The 22,583-nt window shown below is 62.7% G+C and carries 17 protein-coding genes; 16 read left to right on the top strand and 1 reads right to left on the bottom strand.

The features are described 5' to 3' along the window. Positions 1-29: 29 nt before the first annotated feature. A complete protein-coding gene (fusA, locus tag ACNQPL_RS16735; RefSeq protein WP_346612867.1) occupies positions 30-2,141 on the top strand; it encodes an elongation factor G in 2,112 nt (703 codons plus the stop codon). 130 nt (positions 2,142-2,271) lie between these two features. Here fusA and ACNQPL_RS16740 read toward each other — a convergent pair whose 3' ends face one another. Continuing rightward, a complete protein-coding gene (locus tag ACNQPL_RS16740) occupies positions 2,272-3,714 on the bottom strand; it encodes a SulP family inorganic anion transporter (RefSeq protein ID WP_416467292.1) in 1,443 nt (480 codons plus the stop codon). A 277-nt stretch (positions 3,715-3,991) separates the two neighbouring features. On the opposite strand from ACNQPL_RS16740, the gene ACNQPL_RS16745 reads away from it, so the two are divergent. From ACNQPL_RS16745 to nuoN, 15 genes are all read left to right on the top strand, one after another. Then, a complete protein-coding gene (locus ACNQPL_RS16745; RefSeq protein ID WP_416467293.1) occupies positions 3,992-4,726 on the top strand; it encodes a secretin N-terminal domain-containing protein in 735 nt (244 codons plus the stop codon). 492 nt (positions 4,727-5,218) lie between these two features. Continuing rightward, positions 5,219-6,544 (top strand): isocitrate lyase, encoded by a 1,326-nt coding sequence (gene aceA / locus ACNQPL_RS16750; RefSeq protein ID WP_012273289.1) that lies wholly within the window; start codon positions 5,219-5,221, stop codon positions 6,542-6,544. Positions 6,545-7,491: 947 nt separating this feature from the next. Next, entirely contained in the window at positions 7,492-7,905 is a 414-nt protein-coding gene (locus ACNQPL_RS16755) for an NADH-quinone oxidoreductase subunit A (protein ID WP_003251427.1), read from the top strand. 10 nt (positions 7,906-7,915) lie between these two features. Then, positions 7,916-8,593 (top strand): NuoB/complex I 20 kDa subunit family protein, encoded by a 678-nt coding sequence (locus tag ACNQPL_RS16760; RefSeq protein ID WP_012313769.1) that lies wholly within the window; start codon positions 7,916-7,918, stop codon positions 8,591-8,593. A gap of 79 nt (positions 8,594-8,672) precedes the next feature. Further along, positions 8,673-10,454: an NADH-quinone oxidoreductase subunit C/D gene (nuoC, locus tag ACNQPL_RS16765; RefSeq protein ID WP_346616122.1), complete on the top strand. Its 1,782-nt coding sequence runs from the start codon at positions 8,673-8,675 to the stop codon at positions 10,452-10,454. Positions 10,455-10,456: 2 nt separating this feature from the next. Further along, positions 10,457-10,954: an NADH-quinone oxidoreductase subunit NuoE gene (gene nuoE, locus ACNQPL_RS16770; protein WP_008096184.1), complete on the top strand. Its 498-nt coding sequence runs from the start codon at positions 10,457-10,459 to the stop codon at positions 10,952-10,954. Further along, complete coding sequence (gene nuoF, locus ACNQPL_RS16775; protein ID WP_346616123.1) at positions 10,951-12,330, top strand: NADH-quinone oxidoreductase subunit NuoF; 1,380 nt, start codon at positions 10,951-10,953, stop codon at positions 12,328-12,330. Before nuoE ends, nuoF begins: the two co-directional genes overlap by 4 nt. Before the next feature lie 132 nt (positions 12,331-12,462). After that, positions 12,463-15,177 carry an NADH-quinone oxidoreductase subunit NuoG gene (gene nuoG, locus ACNQPL_RS16780; RefSeq protein WP_416467294.1) on the top strand — a complete coding sequence of 905 codons (2,715 nt, stop codon included), beginning with the start codon at positions 12,463-12,465 and terminating at the stop codon, positions 15,175-15,177. After that, positions 15,174-16,181, top strand: coding sequence for an NADH-quinone oxidoreductase subunit NuoH (nuoH, locus tag ACNQPL_RS16785; RefSeq protein WP_012273297.1), 1,008 nt, complete (start codon positions 15,174-15,176; stop codon positions 16,179-16,181). The genes nuoG and nuoH overlap by 4 nt, the downstream gene beginning before the upstream one ends. Positions 16,182-16,192: 11 nt before the next feature. Then, entirely contained in the window at positions 16,193-16,741 is a 549-nt protein-coding gene (gene nuoI, locus ACNQPL_RS16790) for an NADH-quinone oxidoreductase subunit NuoI (protein WP_027592814.1), read from the top strand. A 10-nt stretch (positions 16,742-16,751) separates the two neighbouring features. Then, on the top strand, positions 16,752-17,252 hold the full coding sequence (nuoJ, locus tag ACNQPL_RS16795) for an NADH-quinone oxidoreductase subunit J (protein WP_012313764.1): 501 nt from the start codon (positions 16,752-16,754) through the stop codon (positions 17,250-17,252). 3 nt (positions 17,253-17,255) lie between these two features. Next, the gene (gene nuoK / locus ACNQPL_RS16800) at positions 17,256-17,564 is read left to right on the top strand and encodes an NADH-quinone oxidoreductase subunit NuoK (RefSeq protein WP_416467295.1); all 309 of its coding nucleotides are present in this window, start codon (positions 17,256-17,258) and stop codon (positions 17,562-17,564) included. Continuing rightward, positions 17,561-19,414 carry an NADH-quinone oxidoreductase subunit L gene (gene nuoL, locus ACNQPL_RS16805; RefSeq protein ID WP_346616125.1) on the top strand — a complete coding sequence of 618 codons (1,854 nt, stop codon included), beginning with the start codon at positions 17,561-17,563 and terminating at the stop codon, positions 19,412-19,414. Before nuoK ends, nuoL begins: the two co-directional genes overlap by 4 nt. Before the next feature lie 40 nt (positions 19,415-19,454). After that, positions 19,455-20,987, top strand: coding sequence for an NADH-quinone oxidoreductase subunit M (gene nuoM / locus ACNQPL_RS16810; RefSeq protein ID WP_387532827.1), 1,533 nt, complete (start codon positions 19,455-19,457; stop codon positions 20,985-20,987). A gap of 7 nt (positions 20,988-20,994) precedes the next feature. After that, complete coding sequence (gene nuoN, locus ACNQPL_RS16815) at positions 20,995-22,464, top strand: NADH-quinone oxidoreductase subunit NuoN (RefSeq protein WP_416467296.1); 1,470 nt, start codon at positions 20,995-20,997, stop codon at positions 22,462-22,464. The last annotated feature ends 119 nt before the right edge of the window (positions 22,465-22,583 follow it).

Here is a 22,583-nt window from a genome sequence, read left to right on the forward strand (position 1 = left end):
AGAATCCGCACAGCCGCAGGTAGTCCGTCATGGCCCGCACAACGCCCATCGAGCTGTACCGCAACATTGGTATCGTCGCCCACGTGGACGCCGGCAAGACCACGACCACCGAGCGCATCCTGTTCTATACCGGCGTCAACCACAAAATGGGCGAAGTGCACGACGGTGCCGCGACCATGGACTGGATGGCCCAGGAGCAGGAGCGCGGCATCACCATCACCTCGGCGGCCACCACGGCCTTCTGGCAAGGCTCCACCAAGCAATTTGCCGACAAGTACCGCTTCAACATCATCGACACCCCCGGCCACGTCGACTTCACCATCGAAGTGGAGCGCTCCTTGCGCGTGCTCGATGGCGCGGTGGTGGTGTTCAGCGGCGCCGACGGGGTCGAGCCGCAATCCGAGACGGTGTGGCGCCAGGCCAACAAATACCACGTGCCGCGCCTGGCCTACATCAACAAGATGGACCGCCAGGGCGCCGACTTCCTGCGCGTGGTCAAACAGATCGACAAGCGCCTGGGGCATCACCCGGTACCCATCCAGCTGGCCATCGGCAGCGAAGAAAACTTCATTGGCCAGATCGACCTGGTGAAGATGAAGGCCATCTACTGGAACGATGCCGACAACGGCACCAGTTACCGTGAAGAAGAGATCCCCGCCGAACTCCAGGCGCTGGCCGATGAATGGCGCGCGCACATGATCGAAGCTGCAGCCGAGGCCAATGATGAGCTGACCATGAAGTTTCTCGATGGCGAGGAGCTGAGCATCGACGAAATCAAGGCCGCCCTGCGCCAGCGCACCATCGCCAACGAGATAGTGCCGACCATCCTCGGCTCGTCGTTCAAGAACAAGGGCGTACCGCTGATGCTCGACGCGGTCATTGACTACCTGCCCGCGCCGTCGGAAATCCCGGCTATCAAGGGCACCCACCCGGACGACGAAGAAAAGCACCTGGAGCGCCACGCCGACGACAAAGAGCCCTTCTCGGCCCTGGCTTTCAAGATTGCCACCGACCCGTTCGTCGGCACCCTGACCTTTGCCCGGGTGTACTCCGGCGTGCTCAGTTCCGGCAATGCCGTGCTCAACTCGGTCAAGGGCAAGAAGGAACGCATCGGCCGCATGGTGCAGATGCACGCCAACCAGCGCGCTGAGATCAAGGACGTGTGTGCCGGCGACATCGCCGCACTGATCGGCATGAAGGATGTCACCACCGGCGACACGTTGTGCGACATCGACAAGCCGATCATCCTCGAGCGCATGGACTTCCCCGACCCGGTGATCTCCGTAGCCGTCGAGCCGAAAACCAAAGCCGACCAGGAGAAAATGGGCATCGCCCTGGGCAAGCTGGCCCAGGAAGACCCATCGTTCCGCGTGCGCACCGACGAGGAAACCGGCCAGACCATCATCTCCGGCATGGGCGAGCTGCACCTGGACATCATCGTCGACCGCATGCGCCGTGAGTTCAACGTCGAGGCCAACATTGGCAAGCCGCAGGTGGCCTACCGCGAAAAGATCCGCAACACCTGCGAAATCGAAGGCCGTTTCGTTCGCCAATCCGGCGGGCGCGGCCAGTACGGCCACTGCTGGATCCGCTTCGCACCTGGCGATGAGGGCAAGGAAGGCCTGGAGTTCATCAATGAAATTGTCGGCGGCGTGGTGCCGCGCGAGTACATCCCGGCGATCCAGAAAGGCATCGAGGAGCAGATGAAGAACGGCGTGCTCGCCGGCTACCCGTTGATTAGCCTGAAGGCAGCGGTGTTCGACGGCTCCTACCACGACGTCGACTCCAACGAAATGGCCTACAAGATCGCCGCTTCAATGGCCACCAAACAGCTGTCGCAGAAAGGGGGGGCCGTGCTGCTGGAACCGGTGATGAAAGTCGAGGTGGTCACGCCCGAGGAGTACCAGGGCGACATCATGGGCGACCTGAGCCGCCGCCGCGGGATGATCCAGGATGGTGACGAGACGCCTGCCGGCAAGGTGATCCGCGCCGAAGTGCCGCTGGGGGAGATGTTCGGCTATGCCACCTCAATGCGCTCCATGACCCAGGGCCGCGCCAGCTACACCATGGAATTCACCCGGTACGCCGAGGCGCCGGCGAGCATTGCCGATGGGATCGTGAAGAAAAACCGCGGGGAGTGATCAAGCGAGGGCTGCGCCCTAGATCGCCGGCAAGCCGGCTCCCACAGCTAACGCGCATGCCTCGAAACATGCGCTGTACCTGTAGGAGCCGGCTTGCCGGCGATAGGGCCATTGCAGACCGCAAAAAAATTCAGTGTTGCTCGCCCGCCCGCTTCAACAGCTTCTTGCAGCGCTCGGAAAGGTGCACCACCCGCAACTGCTTGCCGGCCTTGGCATAGCGCTCGCGCAAGGTCTTGAGAGCCGCAATTGCCGAGTAATCGACAAAGCTCAAGTGCCTGCAGTCCAGCGTCACCTTGGCCGGGTCGCCTGCCGCATCGAACTGGTTGAGAAACGGTGTGACCGACGCAAAGAACAACGTGCCATGCACCTGGTAATGCTTGACCCCTTCGCCATCCTCGTGGCTGTCGGCATACAGCTCGCGCGCGTGCTGCCAGGCAAAGTTCACCGCCGCGATGACGATACCGAACAGCACAGCCGTGGCCAGGTCGGTAAATACCGTAACCAGCGTGACCGCAATGATCGCCAGTACATCGCTCACAGGCACCTTGTGCAGCACCCGCAGGGACGCCCAGGCAAACGTCTGCTGGGCGACCACGAACATCACCCCGACCAACGCCGCCAGTGGTATACGCTCGATCAGCGGCGACAGGAACAGCACGAACAACAGGATCATCACCCCCGCCACCACACCCGAGAGCCGGCCTCGACCGTTGGAACTGAGGTTGATCACGGTCTGGCCGATCATCGCGCACCCACCCATGCCGCCGCACAGGCCCGAGACCATATTGGCCGCGCCCAGGGCCACGCACTCACGGTCCGGGTAACCGCGGCTCTCGGTGATTTCGTCGGTGAGGTTGAGCGTCAGCAGGGTTTCCAGCAACCCGACCATGGCCATCAGCAGCGCATAGGGGGCGATGATTTTCAGGGTTTCCAGGTTCCAAGGCACATCCGGCAGGGCCAGCGCCGGCAGGCCACCGGCGATGTGCGCCATGTCGCCGAGGGTGCGGGTCGGCAGGTCGAGCAGGTATACCAGCAAGCCAACGCCAAGGATCGCCACCAGCGCAGGCGGTACGGCGCGGGTGAGCTTCGGCAGTACGTAGACCACCAGCATGGTCAGCGCCACCAGGCCGATCATGAGGTAAAGCGGCGAGCCGCTGAGCCAGTGCTCGCCCTGTTTGAAGTGCTCCAGCTGAGCCAGGGCGATGACGATCGCCAGGCCGTTGACGAAGCCAAGCATCACCGGGTAAGGCACCAGGCGTACCAGCTTGCCCAGGCGCAGCAGCCCGAACAGGATCATCACCCCGCCACCCAGCAGCACCGTGGCCAGCAGGTATTGCGCACCGTGCTGCACCACCAGCGCGACGATCACCACGGCCATCGAACCGGCGACACCGGAAATCATGCCCGGGCGGCCGCCGAACAGCGCGGTCAGGGTACAAATGATGAAGGCGCCATACAGGCCCATCAGCGGATTGAGGTGGGCCACGAGGGCGAAGGCGATGCACTCGGGCACCAGGGCGAAGGACGTGGTCAGGCCGGCAAGCAGGTCGGCGCGAAGGCGAGCGGGTTTCATCAAGATCCTACAGGGACGGCAACAATCGAGGGGCGCGATGTTACGGAATTTGTCTGACAGCAGCCACCGCTTGAGGTAATCACCCGTGGCTATGTCGAGCACCATCGAGTGCGCGGCGCTGCGGGAACGGGCCTGCGATTATCCGCAACCATCATGCTGACTATAATTTGTCGCTAGCCGGATAATGCCAGGATAAAAAAGCTGCCCTTGATGTGCATCCAGTGCAAGCTGAACCCTTTTGACATCATGGCAAATTCTACCTGCGGAGATCATGGACATGCCGCTACGCCCCCTTTGCGCCTCACTGCTGCTGGCTGCAAGCCTGACCGCCCAGGCGGCTACCGAAGTGCTGCCCCTGCAGCACCGCAGCAGCGTCGAACTGCTGCCTGCCGCGCAATCCTTCATCGGCAAGGACGGCAGCGTCAACGCTTTCGAGAACAAACTGATCGTCAATGCCAGCCCCGAGCGCATCGACGACCTTCGCGCCCTGCTGCAGCAACTGGACACCGCCCCCAAGCGCCTGCTGATCAGCGTCGACAACAACGACAGCAATTACCAGGACAACCGCGGCAACGCGCGTGTCATCCATTACGGCACCAGCAACCGTGACGGCGGCCTGCAGCAGGTTCAGGCCAGCGAGGGCCAGCCGGCGCTGATCCAGGTTGGCCAGAGCATCCCGGTCACCAGCAGTAGCACCGATGGTTATGGGCGCATCCAGAGCAACACCGAATACCGCAATGTGACCCAGGGTTTCTACGTAACTCCAAGCCTTAGCGGCGAAACGGTTCGTCTGCAAATAAGCACCAATAACGACCGAATGAGCCAGGAACGTGCTGATGTAGTGAAAGTGCAAAGTACCGACACGACCATCACCGGCAAGCTCGGCGAGTGGATCACCCTGGCAGGGTTCAACCAGCAGAGCCAAGCCGACCGCAGCGCGTCAAGCCACACCTACAGCACGCAACGGGGTGAAAACATGACATTGCGTGTCAAAGTCGACCTTGTCGACTGATCCCAGGCAATTCAAGGCCTCGACCCAAGGCCTTGAAACTGACCGCCGAGTCGCATTAGACCAAAGATGTAGTAAGCCAAAAAAAGCACTACAAAACATTTGACAGGCACTTTTTACCAAGGGCATGATGGCCTCGCTCCCGCTAATCAGGGGCCCTGGCAAGGGCCTTCGAGGCGTGCTCCTCCCACCCCTGGAGGCGCCTCGTGTCTATACGGCCCACAAGGCGGTTCGACGGGATTGCGACTGCAACGAAGAAGTTGTCCCGAGGGACGGAAGCGCATCACCGCAGTTCTGGCAATCGCGTAGCACCGCAGCAAGGCAACCACGAGCCGACCTGCCGGAGCACTCCTGCGCCAGGCCTGTACCTCCTTCCCCCTTCGAGCCTTCGCGTTCGCCGCCGCCTTCCTCCGGACAGGACAGCCGCCAGGTCCCTGATTCGTACCCGAGCATCAGCACAATTACCCCAAGATCGATGCGACGAGGTTTATTTCCATGGCACTGACACGCGAACAGCAAATTGCAGCCCTCGAGAAAGACTGGGCCGAAAACCCGCGCTGGAAAGGCGTGACCCGTACCTACACCGCCGCTGATGTCGTTCGCCTGCGTGGCTCCCTGCAGCCGGAGCACACCCTGGCCCGCCAGGGCGCAGAAAAACTGTGGAAGCTGGTCACCCAAGGTGCCCACCCATCCTTCCGCCCCGAAAAAGATTTCGTCAACTGCATGGGTGCCCTGACCGGCGGCCAGGCAGTGCAGCAGGTAAAAGCCGGTATCCAGGCCATCTACCTTTCCGGCTGGCAGGTTGCCGCCGACAACAACTCGGCCGAGTCCATGTATCCTGACCAGTCGCTGTACCCGGTCGACTCGGTACCGACCGTGGTCAAGCGCATCAACAACTCGTTCCGCCGCGCCGACCAGATCCAGTGGAAAGCCGGCAAGAACCCAGGCGACGAAGGCTACATCGACTACTTCGCCCCCATCGTGGCTGACGCCGAAGCCGGCTTCGGGGGCGTACTGAACGCCTACGAACTGATGAAGAACATGATCGAAGCGGGCGCCGCCGGTGTGCACTTCGAAGACCAGCTGGCCTCGGTGAAAAAATGCGGCCACATGGGTGGCAAGGTACTGGTACCGACCCAGGAAGCAGTACAGAAGCTGGTTGCCGCACGCCTGGCAGCTGACGTGTCGGGCGTGCCGACCATCATCCTGGCCCGTACCGACGCCAACGCCGCCGACCTGCTGACCAGCGACTGCGACCCGTACGACCAGCCGTTCGTGATTGGCGAGCGCACCCGTGAGGGCTTCTATAAAGTGCGCGCTGGCCTTGACCAGGCGATCTCCCGTGGCCTGGCCTACGCACCGTACGCCGACCTGATCTGGTGCGAGACCGCCAAGCCGGACCTGGACGAAGCCCGTCGCTTCGCCGAAGCGATCAAGAAGGAGTACCCGGACCAGATTCTGTCGTACAACTGCTCGCCTTCCTTCAACTGGAAGAAAAACCTGGACGACGCCACCATCGCCAAGTTCCAGCGCGAACTGTCCGCCATGGGCTACAAGCACCAGTTCATCACCCTGGCTGGCATTCACAACATGTGGCACGGCATGTTCAACCTGGCGCACGACTACGCCCGTAACGACATGACCGCCTACGTGAAGCTGCAAGAGCAGGAATTCGCTGACGCCAGCAAAGGCTACACCTTCGTGGCGCACCAGCAGGAAGTGGGCACGGGTTACTTCGATGACATGACCACCGTGATCCAGGGTGGCGCTTCGTCGGTGACTGCCCTGACCGGTTCGACCGAGGAAGAGCAGTTCCACTGATAGTGGCTAGCGGCTGAAGAAAGGCCCGGGGCTGGTGAGGACCCTGGGCTTTTTTTTGGGGCGCGCCACTTTAGCTCAAGATTTGAGATCTTCGGCGCTCATGAAATCGAGCGCCGCCCGCGCGGCGCTTCGCGGGGCAAGCCCGCTCCCACATTTGTTGCAACGCGCCGTTCCAGTCAGGCCATGGTTGTTCGCCTTGGCGCATGACTGAAGACAGGTGAGGCGGCAGCAGTACCAGCCGAAATATCTCGTCGAGCCAACAAGGCTGACAACTATGGCCTATCAGGCCATGGCACGTTGCAACAAATGTAGGAGCGGCTTTAGCCGCGATGCGCCGCGCGGGCGGCGCTCGATCTCACAGGCACCACTCCCCTCACGCCAAGCACCTACCCGCCCCACCCCTCACCAAGGCATGCAAAGGCAGAACCCAGAATCCGGACTATGCTTGGGGCTCCATCTTTCTGGCCATCAACGCGACACCTGCCGCGCTCCCTTCGCCGCCCCACAAGCGCTCAACCGATAAAGTATTGACCCAGAGCGGTGCACGGGCCGTCGAAAGCTGCTAGAACAGGAGTCTTTCGCATTTGCAAGTAGGGCAAATCGCCAGATGAACTTTACAAGGCACAGAACAGCCAAATTACATGGCATTAGGTCAAATGATATTAATTATCATTACGGAACTTGTAATTCGTTACCAGTCGCAAGAAACATAATTAACAAAACCGCACGCAATGCCCGAATTTCAAGGCTTTCAGCCAGTTACGAAGGGCTTTTGTTCTAAATGCTACGAATAAATTTGCGACAGAAATTTTACTTGCACCGGGTTTACCCATAAAATCAGCGCGATTGATTCAGCTGCGACATTTGGTCACTGCACCTGCGACACCACGTCGCCGCTTTACTTATTTCAGACTGCAGAGCTGGGTCTCTGTATAAGGATCTCTAGCATGTCCGATTCGGCAGGACTCATCGCCCACAACTGGGGCTTTGCCATCTTCCTTCTGGGTGTCGTCGGCCTGTGCGCCTTCATGCTCGGCCTGTCCAGCCTGCTCGGTAGCAAGGCATGGGGCCGCGCCAAGAACGAACCCTTCGAATCCGGCATGCTGCCCGTCGGCAGCGCCCGCCTGCGCCTGTCCGCCAAATTCTATCTGGTCGCGATGCTGTTCGTGATCTTCGATATCGAAGCCCTCTTTCTCTTTGCATGGTCTGTGTCCGTCCGCGAAAGCGGCTGGACCGGGTTCGTCGAAGCTCTCGTTTTCATAGCAATTCTGTTGGCAGGTCTTGTCTACCTATGGCGCGTCGGTGCTCTTGATTGGGCTCCCGAAGGTCGCCGCAAGCGGCAAGCGAAGCTGAAACAATGAGGCTTTGGCAATGCAATACAATCTCACCAGAATCGATCCGGATGCGCCTAACGAGCAGTACCCGGTAGGTGAACGGGAAACCGTCACCGACCAACTGCTAGAGGACCAGGTCCACAAGAACATCTACATGGGGAAACTCGAGGATGTGCTGCGTGGCGCGGTCAACTGGGGTCGCAAGAACTCCCTCTGGCCGTACAACTTCGGCCTGTCCTGCTGCTACGTGGAAATGACCACGGCCTTCACGGCGCCCCACGACATCGCCCGCTTCGGCGCCGAAGTCATCCGGGCCTCGCCGCGTCAGGCCGACTTCATGGTCATCGCCGGTACCTGCTTCATCAAGATGGCGCCGATCATTCAGCGCCTCTACGAGCAGATGCTCGAGCCGAAGTGGGTCATCTCCATGGGCTCGTGCGCCAACTCCGGTGGCATGTACGACATCTACTCGGTCGTTCAGGGGGTCGACAAGTTCCTCCCCGTGGACGTCTATGTGCCTGGCTGCCCGCCACGCCCTGAGGCTTTCCTGCAAGGCTTGATGCTGCTGCAGGAGTCGATCGGCCAAGAACGACGCCCGCTTTCCTGGGTTGTTGGTGATCAAGGTATTTACCGTGCCGAGATGCCAGCCCAGAAAGACCTGCGTCGTGAGCAGCGCATTGCAGTAACCAACCTGCGCAGCCCCGACGAAGTCTGATCCAGCGACCTGCCGCCCGCTCCCCCTGGAGCCGGCGGCCTGGCTTCATTCTTAACGTTGACCCAAAGCGACCGAGACCATGACAGCGGACAACGCTATTTTCATTCCGCCCTACAAGGCTGACGACCAGGATGTGGTCGTCGAACTGAACAACCGTTTTGGCGCCGAAGCATTCGTCGCCCAGGAAACCCGCACCGGCATGCCTGTGCTGTGGGTCAAACGCGCCCAGCTCAAAGAGGTGCTCAGCTTCCTGCGCGGTGTCGCCAAGCCCTACAGCATGCTGTACGACCTGCACGGCGTCGACGAACGCCTGCGCACCCAGCGCCGCGGCCTGCCCGCCGCCGACTTCAGCGTGTTCTACCACCTGCTGTCGGTTGAACGTAACAGCGACGTGATGATCAAGGTGTCGCTCAGCGAAGGCGACCTGAACCTGCCGACCGTGACCGGCATCTGGCCAAACGCCAACTGGTACGAGCGCGAAGTCTGGGACATGTTCGGCATCGACTTTGCCGGCCACCCGCACCTGAGCCGCATCATGATGCCGCCCACCTGGGAAGGTCACCCGCTGCGCAAGGACTACCCGGCCCGTGCGACCGAGTTCGACCCTTACAGCCTGACCCTCGCCAAGCAACAGCTTGAAGAGGAATCGGCGCGTTTCAACCCGGAAGCCTGGGGCATGAAACGTCAGGGCGCCAACGAGGACTACATGTTCCTCAACCTCGGCCCCAACCACCCGTCCGCCCACGGTGCGTTCCGTATCGTCCTGCAGCTGGACGGCGAAGAGATCGTCGACTGCGTGCCGGACATCGGCTACCACCACCGTGGTGCCGAGAAGATGGCCGAGCGTCAGTCCTGGCACAGCTTCATCCCCTACACCGACCGTATCGACTACCTCGGCGGTGTGATGAACAACCTGCCGTATGTACTGGCGGTGGAAAAGCTGGCAGGCATCAAGGTGCCGCAGAAGGTCGACGTGATTCGCATCATGCTCGCCGAGTTCTTCCGCATCACCAGCCACCTGCTGTTCCTGGGTACCTATATCCAGGACGTCGGCGCCATGACCCCGGTGTTCTTCACCTTCACCGACCGCCAGCGCGCCTACACCGTGATCGAAGCGATCACCGGTTTCCGCCTGCACCCGGCCTGGTACCGCATTGGTGGCGTCGCCCACGACCTGCCGCGCGGCTGGGACAAGCTGGTCAAGGACTTCGTCGAGTGGCTGCCCAAGCGCCTGGACGAATACACCAAGGCTGCCCTGCAGAACAGCATCCTCAAGGGCCGTACCGTCGGCGTTGCCGCCTACAACACCAAGGAAGCGCTGGAATGGGGCACCACCGGTGCCGGCCTGCGTTCCACCGGTTGCGATTTCGACCTGCGTAAAGCACGCCCGTACTCCGGCTACGAGAACTTCGAGTTCGAAGTACCGCTGGCCCACAACGGTGATGCCTACGATCGCTGCATGGTCCGTGTCGAGGAGATGCGCCAGAGTATCCGCATCATCGACCAGTGCCTGCGCAACATGCCGGAAGGCCCGTACAAGGCGGACCACCCGCTGACCACGCCGCCGCCGAAAGAGCGCACCCTGCAGCACATCGAAACCTTGATCACGCACTTCCTGCAAGTCTCGTGGGGCCCGGTGATGCCGGCCAACGAGTCGTTCCAGATGATCGAGGCGACCAAGGGCATCAACAGTTACTACCTGACGAGCGATGGCGGCACCATGAGCTACCGCACCCGGATCCGCACCCCGAGCTACCCGCACCTGCAGCAGATCCCTTCGGTGATCAAAGGCAGCATGGTCGCCGACCTCATTGCGTACCTGGGCAGTATCGACTTCGTTATGGCTGACGTGGACCGCTAAGCATGAACAGCACGCTTATCCAGACAGACCGTTTCGCCCTTAGCGAAACCGAGCGCTCGGCCATCGAGCACGAAATGCATCACTACGAGGACCCGCGCGCGGCGTCCATCGAAGCCTTGAAGATCGTCCAGAAGGAACGTGGCTGGGTGCCGGACGGCGCCATTCACGCGATCGGCGAAGTGCTGGGCATCCCTGCCAGCGACGTCGAAGGTGTAGCCACCTTCTACAGCCAGATCTTCCGCCAGCCGGTTGGCCGCCACATCATCCGTGTGTGCGACAGCATGGTCTGCTACATCGGCGGCCATGAGTCGGTGGTCAGCCAGATCCAGAGCGAACTGGGCATCGGCCTCGGCCAGACCACGCCTGACGGGCGCTTCACCCTGCTGCCGGTATGCTGCCTGGGCAACTGCGACAAGGCCCCGGCGCTGATGATCGACGACGACACCTTTGGCGACGTGCAGCCTGCTGGCGTTACCAAACTGCTGGAGGGTTACGTATGACCATTACTTCCTTCGGCCCGGCCAACCGCATCGCGCGTTCGGCCGAAACCCACCCGCTGACCTGGCGCCTGCGTGACGACGGCGAACCGGTCTGGCTGGCCGAGTACGAATCCAAGAACGGCTACGCCGCTGCCCGCAAGGCGCTGGCGCAGATGTCGCAGGACGACATCGTTCAAGCGGTCAAGGACTCCGGCCTGAAGGGCCGCGGCGGCGCGGGCTTCCCCACTGGCGTGAAGTGGGGCCTGATGCCCAAAGACGAATCCATGAACATCCGCTACCTGCTGTGCAACGCGGATGAAATGGAGCCGAACACCTGGAAGGACCGCATGCTGATGGAGCAACAGCCCCATCTGCTGGTCGAGGGCATGCTGATCAGCGCCCGCGCCCTCAAGGCCTACCGCGGCTATATCTTCCTGCGCGGCGAATACACCACCGCAGCGAAAAACCTCAACCGCGCCATCGACGAAGCCAAGGCCGCAGGCCTGCTGGGCAAGAACATCCTCGGTTCGGGCTTTGACTTCGAACTGTTCGTGCACACCGGTGCCGGCCGCTACATCTGCGGTGAAGAAACCGCACTGATCAACTCGCTGGAAGGCCGCCGCGCCAACCCGCGCTCCAAGCCGCCCTTCCCTGCCGCCGTCGGCGTGTGGGGCAAGCCGACCTGCGTAAACAACGTCGAGACCCTGTGCAACGTGCCGGCCATCGTCGCCAACGGCAACGACTGGTACAAGTCGCTGGCCCGCGAAGGCAGCGAGGACCACGGCACCAAGCTGATGGGTTTCTCCGGCAAGGTGAAGAACCCAGGCCTGTGGGAACTGCCGTTCGGCGTGACCGCCCGCGAGCTGTTCGAAGACTACGCCGGCGGCATGCGTGACGGTTTCAAGCTCAAGTGCTGGCAGCCAGGCGGCGCCGGTACCGGCTTCCTGCTGCCCGAGCACCTCGATGCGCAGATGTACGCCGGTGGTATCGCCAAGGTCGGCACCCGTATGGGTACCGGCCTGGCCATGGCGGTCGACGACAGCGTCAGCATGGTCTCGCTGCTGCGCAACATGGAAGAGTTCTTCGCCCGCGAATCGTGCGGCTGGTGCACCCCATGCCGTGACGGCCTGCCGTGGAGCGTGAAGATGCTGCGCGCACTGGAAAACGGCCAGGGCCGTGCCGAAGACATCGAGACCCTGCTGGGTCTGGTCAACTTCCTCGGCCCAGGCCGCACCTTCTGTGCTCACGCACCGGGTGCCGTCGAGCCATTGGGCAGTGCCATCAAATACTTCCGCTCCGAGTTCGAGGCCGGTGTCGCACCAGCCAGTGCTGCCGACGCCCTGCGCCCGAACCTGGCCAAGCCAGTGCCGAGCGGGCCGATCGTGGTCGGCGCATAACAAGATGAGCTGCGGGTGGTCCGTGCCACCCGCCAGCCTGCAGGCCGGCCCGAACGATTCGTGGCGGGCCGCAGGCGTACAGATTTCCATTAGCCACGCCCGCTCACGCGGGCCAACGAAGAACTTTGAACAATGGCCACTATCCACGTAGACGGCAAAGCGCTCGAAGTCAACGGTGCAGACAACCTGTTACAGGCCTGTCTGTCACTCGGCCTCGACATCCCTTATTTCTGCTGGCACCCGGCGCTTGGTAGCGTTGGCGCCTGCCGGCAGTGTGCGGTCAAGCAGTACACCGACGAGAACGACACCCGTGGTCGTATCGTCATGTCGTGCATGACCCCTGCCTCCGACGGCACCTGGATCTCCATCGAAGATGACGAGTCCAAGGCATTCCGCGCCAGCGTCGTCGAGTGGCTGATGACCAACCACCCGCACGACTGCCCGGTGTGCGAGGAAGGCGGTCACTGCCACCTGCAGGACATGACGGTAATGACCGGCCACAACGAGCGCCGTTACCGTTTCACCAAGCGTACCCACCAGAACCAGGACCTCGGCCCGTTCATCGCCCACGAGATGAACCGCTGCATCGCCTGCTACCGCTGCGTGCGTTACTACAAGGACTACGCAGGCGGCACCGACCTGGGTGTCTATGGCGCCCACGACAACGTGTACTTCGGCCGCGTTGAAGACGGCGTGCTGGAGAGCGAGTTCTCCGGCAACCTGACCGAGGTCTGCCCGACCGGCGTGTTCACCGACAAGACCCACTCCGAGCGCTACAACCGCAAGTGGGACATGCAGTTCGCCCCAAGCATCTGCCACGGCTGCTCCAGCGGCTGCAACATCAGCCCGGGCGAGCGCTACGGCGAGCTGCGCCGGGTCGAAAACCGCTTCAACGGCTCGGTCAACCAGTACTTCCTGTGCGACCGTGGCCGCTTCGGCTATGGCTACGTCAACCGCACTGACCGCCCGCGCCAGCCACGCCTGGCCGATGGCACCAAGCTGAGCCTGGACGCCGCCCTGGACAAGGCCGCCGACCTGCTGCGCGGCCGCACCATCGTCGGTATCGGCTCGCCGCGCGCCAGCCTCGAAAGCAACTACGGCCTGCGTGAGCTGGTCGGCGCCGAGTACTTCTATTGCGGTATGGAAGCAGGCGAACTGGCCCGCGTGCGCCTGGCCCTGAACGTGCTGAACAACAGCCCGCTGCCGGTGCCGACCCTGCGCGACATCGAAGACCACGACGCCGTGTTCGTGCTCGGTGAAGACCTGACCCAGACCGCCGCCCGTGTGGCGCTGTCCGTGCGCCAGGCCACCAAAGGCAAGGCCGAGGCCATGGCCGAAGCCATGAAAGTGCAGCCTTGGCTGGACGCCGCCGTGAAGAACATCGGCCAGCATGCGCTGTACCCGCTGTTCATCGCCTCGCTGGCTGAAACCAAGCTGGACGACGTGGCTGAAGAATGCGTACACGCAGCGCCTGCGGACCTGGCCCGCATCGGTTTCGCCGTGGCCCATGCCATCGACCCGAGCGCACCCGCAGTGGCTGGCCTGGACGACGAAGCCAAGGCCCTGGCCCAGCGCATCGCCGACGCCCTGGTGGCGGCCAAGCGCCCCCTGGTCATCGCCGGTACTTCCCTGGCCGACCCGGCGCTGATCGAAGCCGCCGCCAACATCGCCAAGGCCCTGAAGCTGCGCGAGAAGAACGGTTCGCTGAGCCTGGTCGTGCCTGAGGCCAACAGCCTGGGCATGGCAATGATGGGTGGCGAGTCGGTCGATGCGGCGCTGGACGCAGTCATCAGCGGCAAGGCCGATGCCATCGTGGTTCTGGAAAACGACCTGTACACCCGCGTGCCGGCCGCCAAGGTCGATGCCGCGCTGGCTGCCGCCAAGGTGGTGATCGTCGCCGACCATTCCCACACCGCTACCCTGGAGCGCGCCCACCTGGTGCTGCCAGCGGCGTCGTTCGCTGAAGGCGACGGTACCCTGGTCAGCCAGGAAGGCCGTGCCCAGCGCTTCTTCCAGGTATTCGACCCGCAGTACCTGGACAGCAGCATCCTGGTCCATGAAGGCTGGCGCTGGATGCACGCCCTGCGTGCCACCCTGCTGAACAAGCCGGTCGACTGGACCCAGCTGGACCACGTCACCAGCGCCTGCGCCGAAGCCGCGCCGCAACTGGCCGGTATCGTCAACGCAGCACCCAGCGCCGCGTTCCGCATCAAGGGCATGAAGCTGGCGCGTGAGCCACTGCGCTACTCCGGCCGTACCGCCATGCGCGCCAACATCAGCGTGCACGAGCCACGTACCCCGCAAGACAAGGACACCGCGTTCGCCTTCTCGATGGAAGGCTACTCGGGCTCCGTTGAACCGCGCCAGCAGGTGCCGTTCGCCTGGTCGCCGGGCTGGAACTCGCCGCAAGCCTGGAACAAGTTCCAGGACGAGGTCGGTGGCCACCTGCGTGCCGGTGACCCGGGCGTGCGCCTGATCGAATCGCAAGGCGATCGCCTGAACTGGTTCAACGCCATCCCGGGTGCTTTCAACCCGGCCCGTGGCACCTGGACCGCCGTGCCGTTCTTCCACCTGTTCGGCAGCGAAGAAAACTCGTCGCGCGCCGCTCCGGTGCAAGAGCGCATTCAGCCTGCCTACGTGGCCCTGGCCAAGTCCGAAGCCGACCGCCTGGGTGTCAACGAAGGTGCCCTGCTGAGCCTGAACGTCGCCGGTGTGGCCCTGCGCCTGCCGCTGCGCATCAATGAAGAGCTGGGCGCTGGCCTGGTCGCGCTGCCGAAAGGCCTGGCCGGCATTCCGCCGGCCATCTTCGGTGCATCCGTCGAAGGCCTGCAGGAGGCAGCACAATGAGCTGGTTCACCCCCGAAGTGATCGATGTGATCATCCAGGTCGTCAAGGCCATCGTGGTGCTGCTGGCCGTCGTCGTCTGCGGTGCGCTGCTCAGCTTCGTCGAGCGCCGCCTGCTGGGCTGGTGGCAGGACCGCTACGGTCCTAACCGCGTCGGCCCGTTCGGCATGTTCCAGATCGCCGCCGACATGCTGAAGATGTTCTTCAAGGAAGACTGGAACCCGCCCTTCGTCGACAAGATGATCTTCACCCTGGCGCCGGTCGTGGCCATGAGCGCCCTGCTGATCGGCTTCTCGATCATCCCGATCACACCGGGCTGGGGCGTCGCCGACCTGAACATCGGCCTGCTGTTCTTCTTCGCCATGGCCGGCCTGTCGGTCTACGCGGTGCTGTTCGCCGGCTGGTCGTCGAACAACAAGTACGCCCTGCTGGGCAGCTTGCGTGCTTCGGCACAGACCGTGTCGTACGAAGTGTTCCTGGGCCTGGCGCTGATGGGCGTGGTGGTGCAGGTGGGCTCGTTCAACATGCGCGACATCGTTGAATACCAGGCCCAGAACCTGTGGTTCATCATTCCGCAGTTCTTCGGCTTCTGCACCTTCTTCATCGCTGGCGTCGCCGTGACTCACCGTCACCCGTTCGACCAGCCGGAAGCGGAACAGGAACTGGCCGACGGCTACCACATCGAGTATGCCGGCATGAAATGGGGCATGTTCTTCGTCGGTGAGTACATCGGCATCATCCTCATCTCGGCGCTGCTGGTCACGCTGTTCTTCGGTGGCTGGCACGGCCCGTTCGGCATCCTGCCGCAAGTGCCGTTCCTGTGGTTCGCGCTGAAGACCGCGTTCTTCATCATGCTGTTCATCCTGCTGCGCGCCTCGATCCCGCGCCCACGCTATGACCAGGTGATGGACTTCAGCTGGAAGTTCTGCCTGCCGCTGACCCTGATCAATTTGCTGGTGACCGCTGCGATCGTGCTCTACAACACGCCAGCCGTCGCGGCCCAGTGAGGATTTGACCCATGTTCAAGTATATCGGCGACATCGTTAAGGGCACCGGCACACAGCTGCGCAGCCTGGCCATGGTGTTCTCCCACGGGTTCCGCAAGCGCGACACCCTGCAGTACCCCGAAGAAGCTGTGTACCTGCCGCCGCGCTACCGTGGCCGTATCGTCCTCACCCGCGACCCCGATGGCGAAGAGCGCTGCGTGGCGTGCAACCTCTGCGCGGTGGCCTGCCCGGTTGGCTGCATCTCGCTGCAGAAGGCCGAGACCGAGGACGGTCGTTGGTATCCGGAGTTCTTCCGCATCAACTTCTCGCGCTGCATCTTCTGCGGCCTGTGCGAGGAAGCGTGCCCGACCACCGCGATCCAGCTGACCCCGGATTTCGAAATGGCCGAGTTCAAGCGTCAGGACCTGGTGTACGAGAAAGAAGATCTGCTGATCTCCGGCCCCGGCAAGAACCCTGACTACAACTTCTACCGTGTTGCGGGCATGGCGATCGCTGGCAAGCCGAAAGGCTCTGCGCAGAACGAGGCCGAGCCGATCAACGTGAAGAGCTTGCTCCCATAAGGACAGAAAGATGGAATTCGCTTTCTACTTCGCATCCGGGATCGCCGTGGTTTCCACCCTTCGTGTGGTCACCGGCACCAACCCCGTGCACGCCCTGCTCTACCTGATCATTTCGCTGATTTCCGTGGCAATGATCTTCTTCGCCCTGGGTGCGCCGTTCGCCGGCGCCCTGGAAGTGATCGCCTACGCCGGCGCCATCATGGTGCTGTTCGTGTTCGTGGTGATGATGCTCAACCTGGGGCCGGCCTCGGTCGCCCAGGAACGTGGCTGGCTCAAGCCGGGCATATGGGCGGGGCCGGTGATACTCGGCACCCTGCTGTTGCTGGAGCTGCTGTACGTGCTGTTCGTCACCCCGAGCGGTGCCGGCATCAGCGGCACCACCGTGGGCCCGAAAGAAGTGGGCATCAGCCTGTTCGGCCCGTACCTGCTGGTGGTCGAACTGGCTTCGATGCTGCTGCTCGCTGCAGCCGTCACCGCCTTCCACCTGGGCCGCAACGAGGCGAAGGAGTAAATCATGGGTGCTATCCCTCTCGAGCATGGTCTGGCGGTTGCCTGCATCCTGTTCTGCTTAGGTCTGGTTGGCCTGATGGTCCGCCGCAACATCCTCTTCGTGCTCATGAGCCTGGAAGTCATGATGAACGCCTCTGCCCTGGCGTTCGTCGTCGCCGGTGCCCGCTGGGTCCAGCCCGACGGCCAGGTGATGTTCATTCTGGTGATCAGCCTGGCAGCCGCCGAGGCCAGCATTGGCCTGGCAATCCTGCTGCAGCTGTATCGCCGCTTCCACACTCTCGACATCGATGCTGCCAGTGAGATGCGCGGATGAACCTTATCTTCCTGACTTTCGTCTTCCCCCTGATCGGCTTCTTGCTGCTGTCGTTCTCGCGCGGGCGGTTCTCGGAGAACCTGTCTGCCCTGATCGGCGTCGGCTCGGTCGGCCTCTCGGCCGCAACAGCCGCCTACGTCATCTGGCAATTCAATGTCGCCCCGCCTGAAGGCGGCGCATACAGCCAGCTGCTGTGGCAGTGGATGTCGGTGGACGGCTTTGCGCCGAACTTCACCCTGTACGTGGACGGCCTGTCGGTCACCATGCTCGGCGTGGTCACGGGCGTGGGCTTCCTGATCCACCTGTTCGCGTCCTGGTACATGCGTGGCGAAGCGGGCTACTCGCGCTTCTTCTCGTACACCAACCTGTTCATCGCCAGCATGCTGTTCCTGGTGCTGGGCGATAACTTGCTGTTCATCTACTTCGGCTGGGAAGGCGTGGGCCTGTGCTCGTACCTGTTGATCGGTTTCTATTACAGCAACCGCAACAACGGTAACGCGGCACTCAAGGCGTTCATCGTCACCCGTATCGGCGACGTGTTCATGGCCATCGGCCTGTTCATCCTGTTCGCCCAGCTGGGTACCCTGAATGTGCAGGAACTGCTGGTGCTGGCACCGCAGAAGTTCCAGGCAGGTGACACCTGGATGGTCCTGGCGACCCTGATGCTGCTGGGTGGCGCGGTCGGTAAATCGGCCCAGCTGCCGCTGCAGACCTGGCTGGCCGACGCGATGGCAGGCCCGACCCCGGTTTCGGCACTGATCCACGCCGCAACCATGGTGACCGCGGGCGTATACCTGATCGCCCGTACCAACGGCCTGTTCCTGCTGGCGCCGGACATCCTGCACCTGGTCGGCGTAGTCGGCGGTGTGACCCTGGTGCTGGCCGGCTTCGCCGCGCTGGTACAGACCGATATCAAGCGTATCCTCGCCTACTCGACCATGAGCCAGATCGGTTACATGTTCCTGGCCCTGGGCGTCGGTGCCTGGGACGCGGCGATCTTCCACCTGATGACCCACGCCTTCTTCAAGGCCCTGCTGTTCCTTGCTTCCGGTGCGGTGATCGTTGCCTGCCACCACGAGCAGAACATCTTCAAGATGGGCGGCCTGTGGAAGAAACTGCCGTTGGCCTACGCCAGCTTCGTGGTCGGTGGCGCCGCCCTGGCAGCCCTGCCGATCGTGACCGTCGGTTTCTACTCCAAGGACGAGATCCTCTGGGAAGCCTTCGCCAGCGGCAACACCGGCCTGCTGTACGCTGGCCTGGTCGGTGCGTTCATGACCTCGCTGTACACCTTCCGCCTGATCTTCATCGCCTTCCATGGCGAAGCCAAGACCGAAGCCCACGCCGGCCACGGCATCAGCCACTGGCTGCCACTGGGCGTGCTGATCGTGCTGTCGACCTTCATCGGCGCCTGGATCACCCCACCGCTGGCAGGTGTGCTGCCTGAAAGCGCAGGCCATGCTGGTGGTGACGCCAAGCACTCGCTGGAGATCGCCTCGGGCGCCATCGCCATCGCCGGTATCCTGCTGTCGGCCATGCTGTTCCTGGGCAAGCGCCGCTTCGTCAGCGCCGTTGCCAACAGCGGCATCGGCCGCGTCCTGTCGGCCTGGTGGTTCGCCGCCTGGGGCTTCGACTGGATCTACGACAAGCTCTTCGTCAAACCTTACCTGCTGATCAGCCACATCCTGCGCAAGGACCCGGTTGACCGCAGCATCGGCCTGATCCCTCGGATGGCACGTGGTGGCCACGTCGCCATGAGCAAGACCGAGACCGGCCAGCTGCGCTGGTACACCGCTTCGATCGCCGTCGGCGCCGTGCTGGTACTCGGTGCTGTGGTAGTGGCTGCGGTATGACTATGAATCTTGCGACTTTGCCAAAGGAAACCAACCCGTCATGATTTTGCCTTGGCTGATCCTGATCCCCTTCATCGGCGGCTTCCTGTGCTGGCTGGGTGAGCGCTTCGGCGCCACCCTGCCGCGCTGGATCGCGCTGCTGACCATGTCCCTGCTGCTCGGCATCGGCCTGTATCTGTGGGGCACCGGCGACTACACCCTGGCCCCTGCTCCGGGCGCCGAACCTGCCTGGGCACTCGAATACAAAGTCGAGTGGATCAAGCGCTTCGGCATCAGCATCCACCTGGCCCTGGACGGCCTGTCGCTGCTGATGATCCTGCTGACCGGCCTGCTCGGTGTGCTGTCGGTACTGTGTTCCTGGAAAGAGATCCAGCGCCACGTCGGCTTCTTCCACCTCAACCTGATGTGGATCCTCGGCGGCGTGGTCGGTGTGTTCCTGGCCCTGGACCTGTTCCTGTTCTTCTTCTTCTGGGAAATGATGCTGGTGCCGATGTATTTCCTCATCGCGCTCTGGGGTCACAGCTCTGCAGACGGCAAGAAGACCCGGATCTACGCTGCGACCAAGTTCTTCATCTTCACCCAGGCCAGCGGCCTGATCATGCTGGTGGCGATCCTTGGCCTGGTGCTGGTCAACTACAACACCACCGGCGTGCTCACCTTCAACTACAGCGACCTGCTCAAGGCCGAGCTGCCCGCGGGCGTCGAGTACGTGCTGATGCTGGGCTTCTTCATCGCCTTTGCGGTGAAGCTGCCGGTGGTGCCGTTCCACTCCTGGCTGCCTGATGCGCACGCCCAGGCCCCGACCGCAGGTTCCGTGGACCTGGCGGGTATCTTGCTGAAGACTGCGGCCTACGGCCTGCTGCGCTTCGCCCTGCCGCTGTTCCCGAACGCCTCGGCCGAGTTCGCGCCGATCGCCATGACCCTGGGCCTGATCGGTATCTTCTACGGTGCCTTCCTGGCGTTCGCGCAGTCCGACATCAAGCGCCTGATCGCCTTCTCCAGCGTTTCGCACATGGGCTTCGTGCTGATCGGGATCTACTCCGGCAGCCAGCAGGCCCTGCAAGGCGCGGTAATCCAGATGCTGGCCCACGGCCTGTCGGCCGCTGCGCTGTTCATCCTGTCCGGTCAGCTGTACGAGCGCCTGCATACCCGTGACATGCGCCAGATGGGTGGCCTGTGGCACCGCATCGCGTACCTGCCTGCAATCAGCCTGTTCTTCGCTGCTGCCTCCCTGGGCCTGCCCGGCACCGGCAACTTCGTCGGCGAGTTCCTGATCCTGATCGGCAGCTTCGCCAGCGTGCCATGGATCACCGTGATCGCCACCACCGGCCTGGTCTTCGGCTCCGTCTACTCGCTGATCATGATCCACCGCGCCTACTTCGGCCCAAGCAAGAGCGACACCGTGCTGGCCGGCATGGACGGCCGCGAGATGATCATGGTGCTGGGCCTGGCGGTGCTGCTGATCGTGCTTGGTGTGTACCCGCAGCCGTTCCTCGACACTTCTGCCGCCACCATGAGTGGTGTGCAGCAGTGGCTCGGTTCCGCTTTCACTCAACTCGCTTCGGCCCGGTAAGAGCGCTATGGAATTCACCACTCAACACTTCATCGCATTGGCGCCGATGCTGATCACCACCATCACCACGGTGGTGGTGATGCTGGCGATCGCCTGGAAGCGCAACCACTCGCAGACCTTCCTGCTGTCCACCGTGGGCCTGAACCTGGCCTTGCTGTCGATCTTGCCGGTACTGAAGGTCGCGCCGCTGGCGGTTACCCCGCTGATCACCATCGACAAGTTCGCCTGCCTGTACATGGCGATCATCCTGGTCGCCACACTGGCCTGCGTCACGCTTGCCCACGCTTACCTGGGCGAAGGCTCCAAGGGCTTCCCGGGCAACCGTGAAGAGCTCTACCTGCTGCTGCTGATGTCGGCACTCGGTGGGCTGGTGCTGGTCAGCGCCAACCACCTGGCCGGCCTGTTCATCGGCCTGGAGCTGCTGTCGGTGCCGGTCTACGGCCTGGTGGCGTATGCCTTCTTCAACAAGCGTTCACTGGAAGCGGGCATCAAATACATGGTGCTGTCGGCTGCGGGTTCTGCCTTCCTGCTGTTCGGCATGGCACTGCTGTACGCCGATGCTGGCAGCCTGAGCTTCGACCAGATCGGCAAAGCGCTGGCAGCCACCAACATGCCAAGCCTGGTCGCGCAACTGGGCCTGGGCATGATGCTCGTGGGCCTGGCCTTCAAGCTGTCGCTGGTGCCGTTCCACCTGTGGACCCCGGACGTGTACGAAGGCGCCCCGGCGCCGGTGGCCGCGTTCCTGGCCACCGCCAGCAAGGTCGCTGTATTCGCCGTGGTGGTGCGCCTGTTCATGCTGTCCCCGGCAGCCAGCAGCGGCGTGCTGAGCACCGTGCTAGCCGTGATCGCAGTTGCCTCGATCCTGATCGGCAACCTGCTGGCGCTGACCCAGAGCAACCTCAAGCGTCTGCTCGGTTACTCGTCCATCGCCCACTTCGGCTACCTGCTCATCGCCCTGGTCGCAAGCAAGGGCCTGGCCCTGGAAGCCATGGGCGTGTACCTGGTCACCTACGTGATCACCAGCCTCGGCGCCTTCGGCGTGATCACCCTGATGTCCTCGCCTTACGGCGGCCGTGACGCCGATGCGCTGTACGAGTACCGCGGCCTGTTCTGGCGCCGCCCGTACCTGACCGCCGTACTGACCGTGATGATGCTGTCGCTGGCCGGCATCCCGCTGACCGCAGGCTTCATCGGCAAGTTCTACATCATCGCCACCGGCGTCGAGTCGCACCTGTGGTGGCTGGTCGGTGCCCTGGTGATCGGTAGCGCCATCGGCGTTTACTACTACCTGCGCGTCATGGTCACCCTGTACCTGGTCGAACCAAACCTGCGTCGCCACGACGCCCCGCTGAAGTGGGAACAGCGCACCGGTGGCGTCATGCTGCTGGCCATCGCCATCCTCGCCTTCGTGCTGGGTGTCTACCCGCAGCCGTTGCTGGAAATGGTCCAGCAGGCTGGCCTGCAACTGATCGGCTGACCTGCAGCGATCCTGAAGAACCCCGCCTCGGCGGGGTTTTTCTTTTTCCGGCCTACAGAACAAAAGCTGTGCTTCGTCTGACACTTGCAGCGTCAGATTCCCGCTTATCGCTCTGGAAG

Origin of the sequence: Pseudomonas sp. LFS044, assembly GCF_047978245.1 — a bacterium.
In the GTDB taxonomy this organism is placed as follows: Bacteria; Pseudomonadota; Gammaproteobacteria; order Pseudomonadales; family Pseudomonadaceae; genus Aquipseudomonas.